The following is a 17,145-nucleotide window of genomic DNA, read 5'->3' on the forward strand; positions in this document are numbered from 1 at the left end:
GGCAACTTCTCTATCTTATCCGTGCCGCTCGGCTTGTCAAATCGGCGTGTCGTTCGTTCCAGATCGGAACCCGAGGTGTCGATGACGTGGCTGAGCAGCCGGAACCCCATGCTAGACCCGGAGGTCGTTCACACTCAAGGTGGTGTGGGCTTGGGGGTGGTTCTCCGCTTGAGAGGAAGCGGGGCCTTCCGGCCTCTCCGCTCTCCCCTGTGGGGCGAACAAGTAATAAGTTACGTGGGTTCTGCGGACTCGGCAAATCACGGCGCATCCCGGGCGTGTCGCGACCCCGGATCCGCGTGATTCCGCGGATCGGCCCCTCAGCGGCGTTCGTGCGCCAGCGGGGCGCGCAGGGCCTGTACGAGCACGGCCAGCGCCAGGGTCGCCCCTCCCCACAGCGCGCACGCCGGCGGGAGAACCCGATACGCGAGATGGGCCGGGGTGAACGCACCGGCGAGGGGTCCCCACACCGCGAGGCCGACGACGCACGCGACGACGAGCACGGCGGGAAGCGACGCCCACCACACCACGCGGACCGCGGGCGGAAGCACGCGACGCACGCGGCCTTCCGGCCGCCGCCCCCGCAGCCAGACCCCTCCGCACGCCGCGAGGACCGCGAGCCCGAGGATGCTCGACCCGTGCTGCAGCCATGTGCAGCCGGGCAGCGGTCCCCACATGCCGGCGAGTGCCGGAAGCAGCTCGCTGCCGGCCCGCCCCTCGTGCGTGAACAGGTCCCACACGATGTGCGTCACGACTCCCAGCGCGAGCGAGACCAGCACGAGCCCCACCGTCGAGACCGACGGCCGGCCGCGCCGCCCTCCGAAGGTCTCGCGCAGCGCGACCGGCGCACCCGCGTCCCACGCGATCGGCAACCGGTCGGCGAGCCACGTCGGAGACAGCTCACGCACGGCCGGCCGCAGCACCGCGCGCCACACGAGCAGGAGCGCGAGCGCCCACACCACCGTGAGCGGCAGCCACGTGAGATCGTGGGTGCGCCCGTAGGCGGGCACGACGGCCCGCACGAACAGGGGCAGGTCGGGGGTCATCGCGCCGATCGCGATCGCGGCCGGCACGAGCGGCGTGCGGACGAACGGCAGGGCGACGATCGCGTGGCTCGGCGTGAACGGCACGATCGGCGGCCGGAGTCAGCCGACGAAGAGCCCGGCGAGCGTCTTCTTGCCGCGGCGGAGCACCGACACCCCGCCCGGGAGCGACCCCGACACCACGGCGCCGTCGGACTCCACGCGTGCGCCGTCGAGCGACACACCGCCCTGGGCGATCGCGCGCCGACCCTCGCTGAGACTCGACACGAGCCCGGTGGCGACGAGCGCGTCGAGCACCGGCGTGCCGGCCGTGACCTCCGCGTGCGGCAGTTCGCTCAGCGCGCTGCGGAGCGTGCCGGGGTCGAGGACCGTCAGGTCGCCCGCGCCGAAGAGCGCTTCGGATGCGGCGGCGACGGCGCGCATCGCGGCCTCGCCGTGCACGAACGCCGTGACCTCCTCGGCCAGTCGTCGCTGCGCGGCCCGGCGGAACGGCTCGTCACGCACGAGCTGCTCGTAGTGAGCGATCTCGTCGCGGGAGAGGAACGTGAAGATCTTCAGGCGCGCCACGACGTCGTCGTCGAGCGTGTTGAGCCAGAACTGGTAGAACGCGTACGGCGAGCACATGTCGGCGTCGAGCCAGATCGCGTTGCCCTCGCTCTTGCCGAACTTCGACCCGTCGCTGTTGGTGATCAGCGGCGTGCCGAGCGCGTGCACCGACACCCCCTCGACGCGGTGGATCAGATCGACCCCGCTCGTGAGGTTGCCCCACTGGTCGCTGCCGCCGGTCTGCAGCACGCACCCGTACGCGCGGTGCAGCTCGAGGTAGTCGAGCCCTTGGAGGATCTGGTAGCTGAACTCGGTGTAGCTGATACCGGCGTCGGAGTTCAGCCGCGCCGCGACCGCGTCCTTCTTCAGCATCGTGCCGACGCGGTAGTGCTTGCCGATCTCGCGGAGGAAGTCGATCGCGCTCAGCGGCGCCGTCCAGTCCAGGTTGTTCACGATGCGCGCGGCGCTGTCGCCGTCGAAGCTCAGGAAGCGCTCGACCTGCCCGCGCAGCCGCCCCACCCACTCGGCGACGGTCTCGGGCGTGTTGAGCGTGCGCTCGGCGGTGGGCCGCGGATCGCCGATGAGGCCGGTGGATCCGCCGACGAGCCCGAGGGGGCGATGGCCGGCCAGCTGCAGGCGCCGCATGACGAGCAGCTGCACGAGGTTGCCGAGGTGCAGGCTCGGGGCGGTCGGATCGAAGCCGCAGTAAAAGACCGCGGGCGGCCCCGCCAGGAGCTCCTTCAGCGCCGCCGCATCCGTCGACACGTGCACGAGCCCGCGCCAGACGAGCTCCTCCCACACGTCCTCGAAGCTCGGGTCGTTGACGGGGGCGAGCGCCCGGAGCGCCTGCTCCTGCCTCAGATCTGACACGCGTTCCAGGCTATCAGCGCACCCCGGCCCCGCCCGCGACGCCCCACCACACCAGGAGGGCGGCGGCGAGGGCGCTCGCCCAGCTCACGAGGCTGCCGATGAGGAAGTACTCAGCCCGCTCCCCCGACTCGCCGTCGCGGGAGATCTCGGGGAAGCGCACGATGCCCTTGGCCGCGAGGACCGCCGCCAGGAGCGTGTACGCGCCCGCAAGCGTCAGCGCGAAGACGAGGAGTCGCTCGAGCGGGCCGATGAGCCGGCCGCCCTTGAGACCGGATGCCTCGGGCGAGACTGCGTGCTCGCGGCGCAGCGCCGAGCGCACCAGCACATTGCCCGACTCGGTGAGGAAGACGGCGGCACCGAGCACGGCGACGAGCGCGTCCGGCGACAGCACGCCCCACGGCCCGACGATGGACGCCCCTCCGGACGCGCGGGCGGGCACCCACACGACGGCCGCTGCGCACACGACGACGAGGGCCGCCGCGACCGCAAGGCCCGCGCGCGAGGAGCCGTCGTCGCGGACGGCCAGGAGCCACGCCGCAGCGATCAGGAGTGCGGCGATCGCGGCGGCCACGGCGTCGACGGCGGCGGCGAGCACGATCAGGAGGATGCCGGCGGCGACGTACGCCACCCAGCGCCGCGCGCCCACATGGCGGCGCAGCAGGTCGGCGCCGCCGACGGCGAGGAGGATCAGGCCGGCGACGATCACGACGCGCGCTCCAGGAGGTCGAGCCCCGTGAGCAGCGCACCCGCGCCGGCGCCGGCGAGCGCCTGCGATACTGCCGACTGCGTGATGCCCTCCTCGGCGGCGAGCGCCGCCTGCGTGCGTCCGAGGCATCGGCCGTACACGAGCCGGCGGGTGCGCTCGGTCATGCCCGCGACGAGCTGGTCGCGCGCGAGCGCGTACGCGTTGGCGAGGGCGATCGTGGGGGCCATGGCGGCATCCTCCCCCTCGGCGGCGGCGACCCACGTGCGCGCGCTCGGCGCGGCGCGCTGCTGCAGGGCGTGCACGCGTTCGATCGCCGCGCGAGCGGCCCACCATCCCGGGCCGTCGGTGCGCTCGCCCGCGCGCGAGTCCACCGGCGCGATCTCGCCGACGCCGATCCCGTAACGGCACCGGATGTCGTCGGGCAGAGCGAGCTGGAGGAGCAGGATGGCGGTGAGCGCGTTCTCGAGGGCGTCGTACACCGCCTGGAGCTCGTCGCCGACCGTGGAGGTGAGCGGCTGCGTCGCGAGCGGGCGGTCGGCCTCCACGGCGGCGATCACGGCCTCGAGTCGGCGCTGCGCGTCGGATCGGCTCTCCAGGCGACGGGAGCCGATGATGTCTGCGATCACGACAACGCTCATGCCATAAGCGTATCGCTGATTTGTGTCAGATATCAGCCCTCCACTGATCGTCAGATGCCCAGAGCGTGGGCGAGCTCCTGCGTGCGCGCGATGAGCGCGCGACGCTGCTCGGCGACCCGCACCGGCGCGGTGCCGCCGATCCCGGCACGGCTGTCGACCGACCCGCTCACCAACAGCACCTCGCGCACGTCGGGGGTGAGGTCGGGCGAGACATCCGCGAGGAGCTCGTCCGTCGCCTCTTCCAGGCCGATGCCCCGTGCCTCGCATGCGCGCACGAGCGCGCCCGAGATCTCGTGGGCGTCGCGGAAGGGCACCCCACGGCGCACCAGCCAGTCGGCGACGTCGGTCGCGAGGGAGAACCCCTCCGGCGCGAGGGCCGCCATCCGCTCGGTGTCGAACCGCAGGGTCGCGATCATGCCGGCGAAGGCCGGCAGCACGAGCTCGAGCGTGCGCACCGAGTCGAAGACGGGCTCCTTGTCCTCCTGGATGTCGCGGTTGTACGCCAGCGGCAGGCCCTTGAGCGTCGCGAGCAGACCCGCGAGGTTGCCGATCACGCGCCCGGCCTTGCCGCGCGCGAGCTCGGCGATGTCGGGGTTCTTCTTCTGCGGCATGATGCTCGACCCCGTGGAGTACGCGTCATCGAGCGTGACGAAGCCGAACTCGCGCGTGTTCCACAGGATGACGTCCTCCGACAGCCGCGACAGGTCGACCGCGATCATCGCGGCGACGAAGGCGAACTCGGCCACGACGTCGCGGGAGGCCGTGCCGTCGAGGGAGTTGTCCGCCGGCCGGTCGAGACCGAGTTCGCGCGCGACGAGCTGGGGATCGAGTCCGAGCGACGACCCGGCCAGCGCCCCGCCGCCGTACGGCGACACCGCCGCGCGCGCCGACCAGTCCCGCAGCCGCTCGAGACCGCGCGTCAGGGCCCAGCCATACGCCTGCAGGTGATGGGCCAGCAGGATCGGCTGCGCGTGCTGCAGGTGCGTGCGTCCGGGCATCACCGCGTCGGCGTGGGCGTCGGCCTGCGCGACGAGCGCGTCGACGAGCCGGACGATCTCGCGCGCGATCGTGCGGGCGTGATCGCGCAGGTACAGCCGGATGAGGGTCGCGATCTGGTCGTTGCGGCTGCGCCCGGCGCGCAGCCGCCCGCCGAGCACCGGGCCCACCTCGGCGATGAGGGCGCTCTCGAGCGCGCCGTGCACGTCCTCGTCGTCAGGACCGGGAAGAAGGGAGCCGTCGGCCACGTGCGCGGCGATCGCGTCGAGTCCCGCGTGCATGTCGCGCGCCTCGTCGGCGGTGAGGTAGCCGGCGGCCTCGAGCGCGGTGGCGTGGGCGTGGGACCCGGCGATGTCGTAGGGCGCGAGCTGCCAGTCGAAGTGCGTCGACCGACTCAGCTCCGCCAGCTCCGGCGAGGGGCCGCCCGCGAACCGCGCACCCCACAGGGCGCCCTCGTTCGTACCGTGTCCGCTCGCCGTGCTCATCGCTCCAGCCTATCGACGCGGCCGGGGCGCTCCCGGTCGCCGTCCGGCACGACGAGCGCCGTCACGCGGGCGATCGCCGCCTCGAGCGGCCCGCGGCCGATGAGCAGCGCCCACGCGGTGCACGCCGCGACGATGCCGAGGGTCATCGGCCAGAACGGCTCGAGCGCGCGGAATCCGCGGAGGTCGCGGACCGCGTCGAGCTCGGATGCGGCGACCACCGCCCACACGAGGATCTGCGCCGTGTACGCCGTGAGCGGCATCGACCCGACCGCCCGCAGCGGCACGGCGACCCACCGCACCGGCGTGCGGCACACGAGCAGGCACGCACCGATCACGGCGAGCGCGAACCCGCCCGAGCCGACGACCTCGAGGATCCCGGAGGAGTGCGCACGCGCGGTCCACACCGCCCACCACAGCGACAGCGGCTCCTCACCGAACGACGAGCCCGACACGGCATCCAGCCCGTAGCCGAACGCGGCGAGCGCGCCGCCGATGACGACGAGGAGCACCGCGACGCGCGGCGAGCGGATGTCGGCGCGCGCGGCGGCCAGCCCCGCGAGCACGAACGCGATCCAGACCGGGAAGGGGTAGTGCCAGCCGATGACGGCCGACAGTGTCGCGCCGTCGGCCGTCGACCACCACGGCGACGCGTCCCACAGCGCCTGCGGCCACGGCATGACGAGCGCGACGACGCCCGCGGCGGCGGCGAGCGCCGGCGTGCGCCAGCCCAGGAACGGCAGCGAGAGGAGGAAGAGCAGTCCGTAGGCGGGGAGGATGACGTACACCGGCACCTGGGTCATGACGAGCGCGAGCCCGATCGCCCAGAGCAGGCCCGCGCGCAGGGCCAGGCGCGCCGATTCGCGGGCGCGCGCGGGCCCCCGCAGCGGGCGGGGGCCGCCGGTCACGAGCCCGATCGAGACGCCGGCGAGGGTCGCGAAGAGGATCGACGAGCGCCCGTTGACGACGTCGGCCCACGTCGCGGGGTCGCCGGGGGCGAAGGGCTGGATCACGAGCAGGTGCGCCGCGAACATGCCGACGACCGCGAGGCCGCGGGCGAGGTCGACGCCGGCGATGCGCGCCGGTCCGTCGAAACGCCGCCACCGGGCGGCGAGCGCGCTCACCCCTGTCGGAGAAGCCACACCAGCAGCGCCTTCTGCGCGTGCAGCCGGTTCTCGGCCTCGTCCCACACGACGCTCTGCGGGCCGTCGATGACCTCGGCGTCGACCTCGTAGCCGCGGTCGGCCGGGAGGCAGTGGATGAAGATCGCGTCGGGGCGAGCCAGGCCCATGATCTCCTGCGTCACCTTGTAGGCGCCGAGGTCGCGCAGGCGCGCGAGCTTCTCCTCCTCCTTGCCCATCGACACCCACGTGTCCGTCACGACGACGTCGGCGCCGGCGGCGGCCTCCACGGGATCGGTGTACAGCGTCACGGAGCCGCCGGTGCGGGCGGCGATCGCGTCGGCGTCGCGCACCACATCCTCGCGCGGCGCGTAGCTCTCGGGCGACGCGACGCGCACGTGCATGCCGGCCGTCACGCCGGCCAGCACGTATGAGTGCGCCATGTTGCTGCGCCCGTCTCCGAAGAACGACAGCGTGAGGCCCGCGAGGTCGCCCTTGTGCTCGCGGATCGTGAGGAGATCGGCGAGCAGCTGGCAGGGGTGGAAGTCGTCGCTGAGCGCGTTGACCACCGGCACCCGCGTCCCCCGCGCCATCTCCTCCAGGCCCGCCTGCGCGTACGTGCGCCACACGATCGCGGCGACCTGTCGCTCGAGGACGCGCGCGGTGTCGGAGGGGGTCTCCTTGCCGCCGAGCTGACTGTTGGCGGTCGAGATGATCAGCGGGGAGCCGCCGAGGTCGGCGATGCCGACCGCGAACGACACGCGCGTGCGGGTGGAGGACTTGTCGAAGATCACCGCGACCGTCTGCGGGCCCGCGAGGGGCTTGAGCGCCCAGCGGTCCTTCTTCAGCTCGAGCGCGAGATCGAGGATCTCCGCCTGCTCGGCGGGGCCCAGGTCGTCGTCGCGCAGCAGATGCCGGGTCATGCCGTCACCTCCGTCGCCGCCGCATCCAGCAGCAGCGAATCGGACACCGTCGCGAGGGCCGCGCGGAAGAGCTCCGCGAACTCGGCGATCTCGGCGTCGCCGATCGTGAGGGCCGGGACGAGGCGGATCGTGTCGTCGTTGGGCGCGTTCACGATGAGTCCGTGCGCCTGCGCCGCGGCGACCACCGCCTTCGCGACGGGGTGGGCCAGCGCCACGCCGAGCAGTAGCCCGCGCCCGCGGACGCCCGTCACCAGCGGCGAGCCGATCGCGAGGATCGCCTCCCGCAGCTGCGCGCCGCGCGCGCGGGCGTTGCCGACGAGCTCGGCGCGCTCGATCTCGCCGAGCACGGCTCCCGCCACGGCCGTCGCGAGCGGGTTGCCCCCGAAGGTCGAGCCGTGGGTGCCGGGATAGAACAGCTCGCTCGCCGCGCCGAAGGTGATGAGCGCGCCGATCGGGAAGCCGCCGCCCACGCCCTTGGCGACCGTGATGGCGTCAGGGACGATGCCCTCGTGCTGGAAGGCGAACCACTCCCCCGTGCGGCCGGCACCGGTCTGGATCTCGTCGACGATGAGGAGCGCGCCGTGCCGGGCGGTGAGCTCGCGCGCGGCGGCGAGGTAGCCCGCCGGGAGCTCGACGACGCCGGCCTCCCCCTGGATGGGCTCGACGACGAGGGCGGCGACCTGCTCGTCCATCGCGGCTTCGAGTGCGGCGACGGTCGCGTCGAGGTGCTCGACCCCAGGCACCATCGGCAGGAAGTCGGCCTGCAGCGCGGGCTTGCCGGTGAGGGCGAGCGTGCCCATCGTGCGGCCGTGGAAGCCGCCGCGCAGGGTCAGGATGCGGGTGCGGCCGTCGGCGCGGCCGTGCAGGCGCGCGAGCTTGAAGGCCGCCTCGTTCGCCTCGGCGCCGGAGTTGCCGAAGTAGACGCGCCCCGACGGCCCGGTGCCGGCGAGGCGCTTGAGCCGCGCGGCGAGCTCGAGCTGCGGCGGGGTGGCGAAGTAGTTCGACACGTGCGCGAGCGTGGCCGCCTGCCGCGTCACCGCCTCGACGAACACGGGGTGCGCGTGCCCGAGCGCGTCGACGGCGATGCCGGCGAGGAAGTCGAGGTAGCGCCGGCCGTCGCCGTCCCACAGGTGGGCGCCCTCGCCGCGCACGAACAGCGCCATGCGGTCGCCGAAGCTGCGGACGAGGTCGCGGCCCGCGTCGTCCTGCCAGGTTGCGGTGTCGCTCATGCGACCACCTCCGTTCCGATTCCCTTGCTGGTGAACAGCTCCACGAGCACCGAGTGCGGTACGCGCCCGTCGATGATCGCCGCGGTGGGCACGCCGCCCTCCACGGCGTCCAGGCACGCCTGCATCTTCGGGATCATGCCCGACTCCAGTCGCGGCATCATCGCGCGCAGCTCGGTCGAGGTGAGGTGGGAGACGAGGGATTCGCGGTTCGGCCAGTCGGCGTAGAGCCCCGGCACATCGGTCAGCACGACGAGCTTCTCGGCGCCGAGCGCGACGGCCAGCGCCGCCGCCGCCGCATCCGCGTTGACGTTCAGCGAGTGGCCGGGATGGTCGAGGTCGGGCGCGATGCTCGAGACGATCGGGATGCGCCCGGCGTCGAGATGGTCGCGCACGGGCGTCGGATCGACCGTCACGACGTCGCCGACCCGGCCGAGGTCGTGCTCGACGCCGTCCACGACGACGCCGCGGCGACGTCCGCCGAACAGGCCCGCGTCCTCGCCGCTGAGCCCCGTGGCCAGCGGCCCGTGCGCGTTGACCTTGGCCACGAGCTGCGGGTTGATCTGCCCGGTCAGCACCATGCGCACGACGGAGATCGCCTCGGTCGAGGTCACGCGGTAGCCGCCCTTGAACTCGCTCGGGATGGCGAGCCGGTCGAGCATCGAGGAGATCTGCGGGCCGCCGCCGTGGACCACGACCGGCAGCACGCCCACGTAGCGGAGGTAGGCGATGTCGGCGGCGAACGCGTCCTGCAGCTCGTCGCTGACCATGGCGTTGCCGCCGTACTTCACGACGACCACCTTGTCGCGGAAACGGCGCAGCCACGGCAGCGACTCGACGAGGGAGGCCGCCCGCTCGCTCGCGGCGGCCGGGTCGGTGTCTTGCAGGTCGATGCCGCTCATGAGGAGTACGCGCTGTTCTCGTGGACGTAGTCGTGGGTGAGGTCGTTCGTGAGGATCGTCGCCGAGGCGTCCCCGTGGTGCAGGTCGATCGCGACCGTCGTCGCGCGGGGCGTCAGGTCGACCTCCTCGCGCGGACGGTCGGGCCCTCCCGCCGCGCACACGCGCACGCCGTTCATCCACACGTCCACGGCGTACGGATCGAAGGCGGCCCGCGTCGTGCCGATCGCGGCGAGCACGCGCCCCCAGTTGGGGTCGTTGCCGAAGATCGCGGCCTTGAACAGGTTGTTGCGGGCGACGGAGCGGCCGACCTCGACGGCGTCGTCCTCGCTGGCGGCACCGGTGACCTCGATGCGGATGTCGTGGCTCGCGCCCTCGGCGTCGCCCTGCAGCTGCTCGGCGAGGTCCTGGCACACCTCCGCGAGCGCCGCGCGGAACGCCGCCGGGTCGGGCGTGACGCCGCTCGCGCCGCTGACCATGAGCGTCACCTGGTCGTTCGTGGACATGCAGCCGTCGGAGTCGAGCCGGTCGAAGCTCGTCCGCGTCGCGGCCCGCAGCGCCGCATCCGCCTCCGCCGCATCGAGCACGGCATCGGTGGTGAGCACGACGAGCATGGTCGCAAGTCCCGGCGCCAGCATGCCCGCGCCCTTGGCCATGCCGCCGATCGTCCAGCCGTCGCCGGTGCGCACGGCGCGCTTGGGCCGCGAGTCGGTCGTCATGATCGCGAGCGAGGCGTCCTCTCCCCCGTCCGGCGAGAGGGCGGCGACGCCCTGCTCGACGCCCGCGAGCACCTTCGCACGGAAGACCTCGTCGCCCGTGCCGATGAGGCCGGTCGAGCACACCAGCACATCCCCGGCCGAGACGCCCAGGAGCTCGGCGGCCTTCTCGGCGGTCTGGTGCGTGGTCTGGAACCCGAACGCGCCGGTGAAGCAGTTCGCGCCGCCGGAGTTGAGGACGACCGCCTCGACGACCCCGTCCCGGATCGCCTGCTCCGACCACAGGATCGGGTTCGCCTTGGCCCGGTTGGACGTGAAGACCGCGGCCCCGACCTTGAGGGGCCCGCGGTTGACGACGACGGCGACGTCGGGGCGGCCGGTCGATTTCAGGCCGACGGCGACGCCGGATGCTTCGAATCCGGCGGGGGCGGTGACACTCACGGGGCGACTCCGTTCACGCTGAGCGCCGTGGTCTCCGCCAGGCCCAGGGCGATGTTCATCGATTGGACGGCCGCGCCGGCGGTGCCCTTGACGAGGTTGTCGACCGCGGCGACGACCACGACGCGGCCCGCGTCGCGGTCGACCGCGAGACCGAGCAGCGCGGTGTTCGCGCCGAGGACGTCGGCCGTGCGCGGGAATGCTCCGGCCGGCAGCAGCTGGACGAACGGCTCGTCGGCGTACGCGCTCTCCCACGCCTCGCGGATCTGCGCGTCCGTCGCGCCCGGCGCGATCGGCGCGGACGTCGTGGCGAGGATGCCGCGGGCCATCGGCACGATGACGGGTGTGAAGGAGATGCGCACGGCGTCGGCCGGCGCGCCGGCGGCGACGAGCGCCTGACGGATCTCGGGGATGTGCCGGTGCGTGCCCCCGACGGCGTAGGGGTTGGCCGAGCCGAGGATCTCGGATGCGAGCAGGTGCGTCTTCGCGCTCTTGCCCGCGCCGCTCGGTCCGACCGCCAGCACGGTGACGATGCCGGCGGGGTCGACGACGCCGGCGGCGACACCCGGCGCGATGCTCAGCGACACCGTGGACGCGTTGCATCCGGGGGCGGCGATGCGGGTCGCGCCGGCCAGCGCCGCGCGCTGCTTGCCGCCGGCGACGGGGAGCTCGGGGACGCCGTAGGTCCACGGATCCGGATGCGGGCCGCCGTAGAAACGCGCCCAGTCGGCGGCCTCGGTGAGGCGATGGTCGGCGCCGGCGTCGATCACGAGCGGCGTGTCGACGAGAGCGTCCGTGTACTGCGCGGACTGCCCGTGCGGCAGGGCGAGCACGACGATGTCATGGCCGGCCAGCACGTCGGGCGTCGTGTCCTGCAGCGTCAGGTGCGCGAGCGAGCGCAGGTGCGGCTGGTGCTCGATGAGCGGCTGCCCGGCGTTGGAGTGCGCCGTGACGGTGCGGATCTCGACGTCGGGGTGCGCCGCGAGCAGGCGCAGCGCTTCACCGCCGGCGTAGCCGGATGCGCCGGAGACGGCGACCGAATAGGGCATGGCTTCCACCTTATTGTCTGGGGCGAGGGGGCCGGAGACGGCGACACCCGGCCGCAGCAGACGCGTCGGGGTCGCCTAGAGTCGGCGGCCGCGGCGCACGCGCGAGCCCGCGATGCCCAGGGCGGGCGCGGCGGGAGCGGGAAGCATGCGGCGAGGTTAGCCCGTCGGGGCCGCGCCGTGCAAATCGCCTGACGCGGCGCGGCGACGCACGACGGCTGTCCACGGGGCGAGCTCGGCGTCGGGCGCGGGCACGTCGTCCACGTTCGCGAGCAGCACGTCGGCGTGGTGCCACGCGGCGAGGGCGGCCGCATCCGGCGACCGCGGCTGGGACGACAGGTTCGCGACGACGAGCAGCTGCTCGTCCCCGAGCCGGCGGACGAAGGCGAACACGGCCGGGTCCCCCGCATCGATCCGGCGGAAGTCGCCGTCGACGACGACGGAAAGCTCGTGCCGCAGGCGGATCAGCGCACGGTAGTGCGCGAGAACGGAGCGGGGATCGTCCGCCTGCGCGGCGACGCTGATGCGGGCGGCGCTCGGTGCCACGTCGATCCACGGCGTGCCGGTCGTGAACCCCGCGTGCGCGGACGCGTCCCACTGCATCGGGGTGCGCGCGTTGTCGCGACCGTGCGAAGCGAGCCCCGGCAGCACGTCGGCGGGATCGATTCCGCGCGCGACCTCTGCGGCGTAATGGCCGAGCGACTCGACGTCGCGGAAGGCGTCGATCGCAGCGAACGCGCCGTTGGTCATCCCGATCTCCTCGCCCTGGTACACATACGGCGTGCCGCGCTGCAGGTGGAGGATCGTCGCCAGGGCGGTCGCCGACTCGCGCCACCAGCGGCCGTCGTCGCCGAACCGGCTGACGGGGCGCGGCTGGTCGTGGTTGGCGAGGTAGGTAGAGGCTGTTCCAGCCGACGTCGGCGAGCGCCTCCTGCCACGCCGTGAACGACGCCGCGAGCTCGCCCGGCTCGAGCGGCCGCGGGGAGAACTTCGACTCGGGGCCGCGGTCGAGGCCGACGTGGTCGAACTGGAACACCATGTCCACCTCACGGCGCGCCGGATCGGTCAGCAGCCGCGCTTCCTCGAAGGTCACCCCGGGCGTCTCTCCCACGGTGAGCAGGCCGTCCCGCCCGTCGAACACCTCGCGGTGCATCTCCTGGAGGAACTCGTGCAGGCGCGGGCCGTTGACGTAGAACCGCGAGCCGTCGGCGAACGCGTGGCCCGGGCGGGCGGGGGCGTCGCCGAGGATCGGCTGCTTCGAGATGAGGTTGATCACGTCCATGCGGAAGCCGTCGACGCCGCGGTCGAGCCAGCGGCGCATCATGGCGTACACCGCCTGGCGCACCTCGGGGTTCTCCCAGTTCAGATCGGGCTGCTTGCGGTCGAACAGGTGGAGGTAGTACTCCCCGGTCGCCGCATCCCATTCCCACACCGAGCCGGAGAAGAACGACTCCCAGTTGGTCGGCTCCGCGCCGGCTTCGCCGCCCACCGTGCCGGGCCGGGCAGGGCGCCACGAGTACCAGTCGCGCTTCGCGCTGTCGCGGCTCGCGCGCGACTCCTCGAACCACGCGTGCTCGTCGGACGTGTGGTTCACGATGAGGTCCATGACGAGCTTCATGCCGCGCGCGTGCAGGGCCGCGATCAGCTCGTCGAGGTCGCCGAGGGTCCCGAACACGGGGTCGATGTCCTCGTAGTCGCTGATGTCGTATCCGTTGTCCGCGTGCGGGCTGCGGTACACCGGCGACAGCCACACGACGTCCACACCCAGGCGCTCGAGGTGGTCGAGGCGCCGCAGGATGCCGCGGAGGTCGCCGATGCCGTCACCGTCGGAGTCCTGGAAGCTGCGCGGCCAGATCTGGTAGACGACGGCGCTCTTCCACCATCCCGGCTCGTCGGCCATCGTGCCCCTCCGAGAAGTCTCAGTCGCGGATGCGCGCGCCGAAGCGCTCGGCCGCGACCGCGACACCCGCGAGCTTGGCGTCGGTCGCCTCGGCGGCGGTGAGCGTGCGGTCGGGGGCGCGGAAGCGCAGCGCGAACGTCAGGCTCTTGGATCCCTCCGGCACGCCCGCGCCGCGGTAGTCGTCGACGAGGCGCACGGCCTCCAGCAGCGTCCCCGCGCCCTCGGCGAGCGCGGCGCGGACGCCCGCGGCCGGGACGTCGGCGGGCACGACGAGCGACACGTCCTGCGTCGCCACCGGGTAGCCCGACAGCGAGGCCGCGACGATCCGCTGCCCCGCCCGTGCGAGCACGGCGTCGAGGTCGAGCTCGGCGACGTAGACCCGACCCGGGAGATCGGTCTCGGCCGACACGGCCGGGAGCACCTCGCCGACGTAGCCCACGTCCACACCGTCGACGCTCACGATGCCGGTGCGGCCCGGATGCAGCGCCGCCCGCTCGCCCTGACGCACGTCCAGGTCCGCCCCGGCCGCGGCGGCGATCGCGCGCACCGCATCGACGGCGTCGGCGAGGTCGAACGGCTCGGCCGGCTGGCCCGGCTGCTTCGCGACGCGGTTGCCCGTCAGAAGCACCGCGACGTGACGCGGCTGCGGCGGTATGGCCGCATCGAGCGCCGCGAGGGTCGCCGCATCCGGGCGCTCGGCCGCGGCGGGCACCGTCTCGGTGCCGTACGCGACACCCGGCTCGGGCGTGAACACCGACCCGATCTCGAACACGGCGAGGTCGACGAGGCCGCGCGACTGGTTGCGGTGCGCCACCTGCAGCAGCCCCGGAACGAGGCTCCGCCGCAGCGCCGGAGCCTGACCGTCCAGCGGGTTGGCGAGCAGGACGCTCGGCACGTGCGCGCCCGACGGCGAGCCGTGCAGCTCGTTCTGCGCCTCGGTCGTGAAGCCGAACGAGAGCGTCTCGACGTACCCCGCCGCCGCGAGCGCGTTGGCCACGCGGCGCCGCCCGTCCTGCGCGGCGGTGCGACCGCGGCCGGAGGGCGGCACGGGCAGGATCGAGGGGATGCGGTCGTAGCCCGTGATGCGGGCGACCTCCTCAGCCAGGGTCCACTTGTCGCTGAGGTCGGGGCGCCACGACGGCGGCACGACGGTCCACGCCTCGGGCGTGGAATCCGCGATCTCGCAGCCGATCCTCTCGAGCGCGCCGGTGATCTCGTCGTCGGTGTAGTCGACGCCGATGAGGCCGGGGACGAACGGTCGCGGCAGCGCGATCGCCTCGAGGAACACCTCGGCGAACAGCGCACCGCCGGTCTCGGTGTCGAGCGTCCCGCCGGCCAGCTCCACCATCAGGTCGGCCACACGACGCGCCGCGACGAACGGCACGAGCGGGTCGACGCCGCGCTCGAAGCGGCGCGAGGCCTCGGAGGGCAGCTTGTGACGGCGGGCCGTGCGCGCGATCGTGACGGTGTCGAAGACCGCCGCCTCGATGAGCACGTTGCGCGTGGCGTCGGTCATCTCCGTCGTGCCGCCGCCCATGACCCCCGCGAGGCCGATCGGGCCGGACTCGTCGGTGATGAGGAGGTCTTCGACGCTCAGCGCGCGGTCCTTGCCGTCGAGGGTCGTGAGCCGCTCGCCCTCGCGCGCACGGCGCACCGTGATGCCGCCCGACAGGCGGTCGAGGTCGTACCCGTGGATCGGGTTGCCGAGCTCGAGCATGACGTAGTTGGTGATGTCGATGAGGATGCCGAGCGACCGGATGCCCGCGAGCGTGAGCCGCGCGACCATCCACGGCGGCGTCGGGCGCGTCGGATCGACGTCGCGGACGATCCGCACGACGAACTCGCTCGCTCCCACCCGGCCCCGGATCGGCGCGTCGTCGACGACGGCGACGGGAAAGCCGCCGGTCGGCTGCTCCAGCTCCTCGAACGCGCGGTCGGCCGGGTCGCGGAAGGCGGCGCCCGTGGCGTGGGAGTACTCGCGGGCCACACCGCGCAGGCTCAGGGCGTAGCCGCGGTCGGGCGTGACGTTGATCTCGACCGCGACGTCGTCGAGGCCCAGGAGCGCGATCGCGTCGGTGCCGACCTCGGGGTCGAGGCCGAGCTCGGCCAGCCGCAGGATGCCGCTGTGCTCGTCGCCCAGGCCGAGCTCCTTCGCGGAGGCGATCATGCCGTCGGAGACATGCCCGTAGGTTTTGCGTGCCGCGATCGGAAAGGGCCCCGGCAGCACGGCGCCCGGCAGCGTCACGACGACCTTGTCGCCGACGAAGAAGTTCGACGCGCCGCACACGATGCCGCGCACGCCGCCGTTCGCCTCGCCGACGTCCACCTGGCACCAGCGGATCGTCTTGCCGTTGGACTGCGGCTCGGGTGTGAACTCGAGCACCTGCCCGACCACGATCGGACCGGTCAGGTCGAAGCCGTGGACATCCTCCTCCTCGAAGCCGACCGACACGAGAGACGCCAGCACGTCCTCGGGCGTCGCCTCCGCGGGGACGTCGACGTATTCGCGGAGCCACGACAGCGGGACGCGCATCAGACCACCATTCCGAACTGCTCGCTGAAGCGGACATCGCCCTCGGCCATGTCGCGCATGTCCTGCACGTCGGAGCGGAACATGAGCGTCCGCTCGAAACCCATGCCGAACGCGAAGCCCGAGTACACCTCGGGGTCGATGCCCGCGGCGCGCAGGACGTTCGGGTTGACCATGCCGCATCCGCCCCACTCGATCCAGCGGGCGCCGCCGACGAACGTCGGGTGCCACAGGTCGAACTCGGCGGAGGGCTCGGTGAATGGGAAGTAGTTCGCGCGCATGCGGGTCTTCGCCTCGTCGCCGAACAGCTGCCGCGCGACGTGGTCGAGCGTGCCGCGCAGATGGGCCATCGTGATGCCCTTGTCGATCACGAGGCCCTCGAACTGGCTGAAGACGGGGAGGTGGGTCGCGTCGAATTCGTCGGTGCGGTAGACGCGCCCGGGCGAGACGATGTAGATCGGCAGCTCCCGCGTGAGCATCGAGCGCATCTGCACGGGGCTCGTCTGCGTGCGCAGCAGCAGGTGCCGGGCGACCGGGTCGACGTAGAAGGTGTCCTGCATCTGCCGCGCCGGGTGGTCGGCGTCGAGGTTCAGCGCGTCGAAGTTGTACCACTCGTGCTCGAGCTCGGGCCCTTCGGCGATCTCCCACCCCATGCCGACGAAGATGTCGCCGACGTGGTCCTGCAGAAGGGTCAGCGGATGCCGCGCCCCGATCCGCGCGCGCTGCGGGAGCGCCGTGATGTCCACCCGCTCGGCCTCGAGCTGCGCTGCGGTCTCGGCGGCGGCGAGCTCGTCCTCGCGGGCCGCCAGGGCCTGCGTGACGCGCCCGCGGGCCTGCCCGACGAGCTTGCCGAACTCGGCCTTGCGCTCGGGCGGGACTTCGCGCATGCGCGCGTTCAGACGCGCGAGGGGCGATCCCTCCGCCGTGTGGGCGGCGCGGGCGGCCTTCAGCTCGGCCGTGTCGGTGGCCGCGGCGATCGCGGCGAGGGCCGCGTCGACCGCCGCCTGGACGGCGTCGGGGGTGATCTCGGGGGCGTCGGACACGAGAGTCGAGTCTACCGACGGGCCG

13 protein-coding genes and 1 pseudogene are annotated in these 17,145 nt (G+C 73.1%); all 14 read right to left on the reverse strand.

Annotation, left to right across the window (positions count from 1 at the left end):
• Positions 1 to 317 precede the first annotated feature (317 nt).
• The gene (locus EI169_RS11070) at positions 318 to 1,127 is read right to left on the reverse strand and encodes a DUF4184 family protein (RefSeq protein ID WP_125132374.1); all 810 of its coding nucleotides are present in this window, start codon (positions 1,125 to 1,127) and stop codon (positions 318 to 320) included.
• Positions 1,128 to 1,142: 15 nt separating this feature from the next.
• Positions 1,143 to 2,456 (reverse strand): tyrosine--tRNA ligase, encoded by a 1,314-nt coding sequence (gene tyrS, locus EI169_RS11075; protein ID WP_125132375.1) that lies wholly within the window; start codon positions 2,454 to 2,456, stop codon positions 1,143 to 1,145.
• A 13-nt stretch (positions 2,457 to 2,469) separates the two neighbouring features.
• Positions 2,470 to 3,162 (reverse strand): hypothetical protein, encoded by a 693-nt coding sequence (locus tag EI169_RS11080; protein WP_125132376.1) that lies wholly within the window; start codon positions 3,160 to 3,162, stop codon positions 2,470 to 2,472.
• A complete protein-coding gene (locus EI169_RS11085) occupies positions 3,159 to 3,800 on the reverse strand; it encodes a SatD family protein (RefSeq protein ID WP_125132377.1) in 642 nt (213 codons plus the stop codon). The genes EI169_RS11080 and EI169_RS11085 overlap by 4 nt, the downstream gene beginning before the upstream one ends.
• A gap of 50 nt (positions 3,801 to 3,850) precedes the next feature.
• Entirely contained in the window at positions 3,851 to 5,281 is a 1,431-nt protein-coding gene (argH, locus tag EI169_RS11090; RefSeq protein WP_125132378.1) for an argininosuccinate lyase, read from the reverse strand.
• A complete protein-coding gene (locus EI169_RS11095) occupies positions 5,278 to 6,420 on the reverse strand; it encodes a heparan-alpha-glucosaminide N-acetyltransferase domain-containing protein (protein WP_125132379.1) in 1,143 nt (380 codons plus the stop codon). Before EI169_RS11095 ends, argH begins: the two co-directional genes overlap by 4 nt.
• Positions 6,399 to 7,322, reverse strand: a complete 924-nt coding sequence (gene argF / locus EI169_RS11100; protein WP_125132380.1) for an ornithine carbamoyltransferase — start codon at positions 7,320 to 7,322, stop codon at positions 6,399 to 6,401. The genes EI169_RS11095 and argF overlap by 22 nt, the downstream gene beginning before the upstream one ends.
• Entirely contained in the window at positions 7,319 to 8,551 is a 1,233-nt protein-coding gene (locus tag EI169_RS11105; RefSeq protein WP_125132381.1) for an acetylornithine transaminase, read from the reverse strand. The genes argF and EI169_RS11105 overlap by 4 nt, the downstream gene beginning before the upstream one ends.
• Positions 8,548 to 9,450: an acetylglutamate kinase gene (gene argB, locus EI169_RS11110; RefSeq protein WP_125132382.1), complete on the reverse strand. Its 903-nt coding sequence runs from the start codon at positions 9,448 to 9,450 to the stop codon at positions 8,548 to 8,550. Before argB ends, EI169_RS11105 begins: the two co-directional genes overlap by 4 nt.
• Positions 9,447 to 10,604 carry a bifunctional glutamate N-acetyltransferase/amino-acid acetyltransferase ArgJ gene (argJ, locus tag EI169_RS11115; protein WP_125132383.1) on the reverse strand — a complete coding sequence of 386 codons (1,158 nt, stop codon included), beginning with the start codon at positions 10,602 to 10,604 and terminating at the stop codon, positions 9,447 to 9,449. The genes argB and argJ overlap by 4 nt, the downstream gene beginning before the upstream one ends.
• Positions 10,601 to 11,650, reverse strand: a complete 1,050-nt coding sequence (argC, locus tag EI169_RS11120; RefSeq protein WP_125132384.1) for an N-acetyl-gamma-glutamyl-phosphate reductase — start codon at positions 11,648 to 11,650, stop codon at positions 10,601 to 10,603. Before argC ends, argJ begins: the two co-directional genes overlap by 4 nt.
• A gap of 156 nt (positions 11,651 to 11,806) precedes the next feature.
• A pseudogene (locus EI169_RS11125) lies at positions 11,807 to 13,547 on the reverse strand (alpha-glucosidase).
• A gap of 19 nt (positions 13,548 to 13,566) precedes the next feature.
• Entirely contained in the window at positions 13,567 to 16,080 is a 2,514-nt protein-coding gene (pheT, locus tag EI169_RS11130) for a phenylalanine--tRNA ligase subunit beta (protein WP_125132385.1), read from the reverse strand.
• Positions 16,080 to 17,120 (reverse strand): phenylalanine--tRNA ligase subunit alpha, encoded by a 1,041-nt coding sequence (gene pheS / locus EI169_RS11135; RefSeq protein ID WP_125132386.1) that lies wholly within the window; start codon positions 17,118 to 17,120, stop codon positions 16,080 to 16,082. Before pheS ends, pheT begins: the two co-directional genes overlap by 1 nt.
• Between the last annotated feature and the right edge of the window lie 25 nt (positions 17,121 to 17,145).

The sequence above is a fragment of the Microbacterium sp. 10M-3C3 genome (assembly GCF_003931875.1).
Lineage (GTDB): Bacteria > Actinomycetota > Actinomycetes > Actinomycetales > Microbacteriaceae > Microbacterium.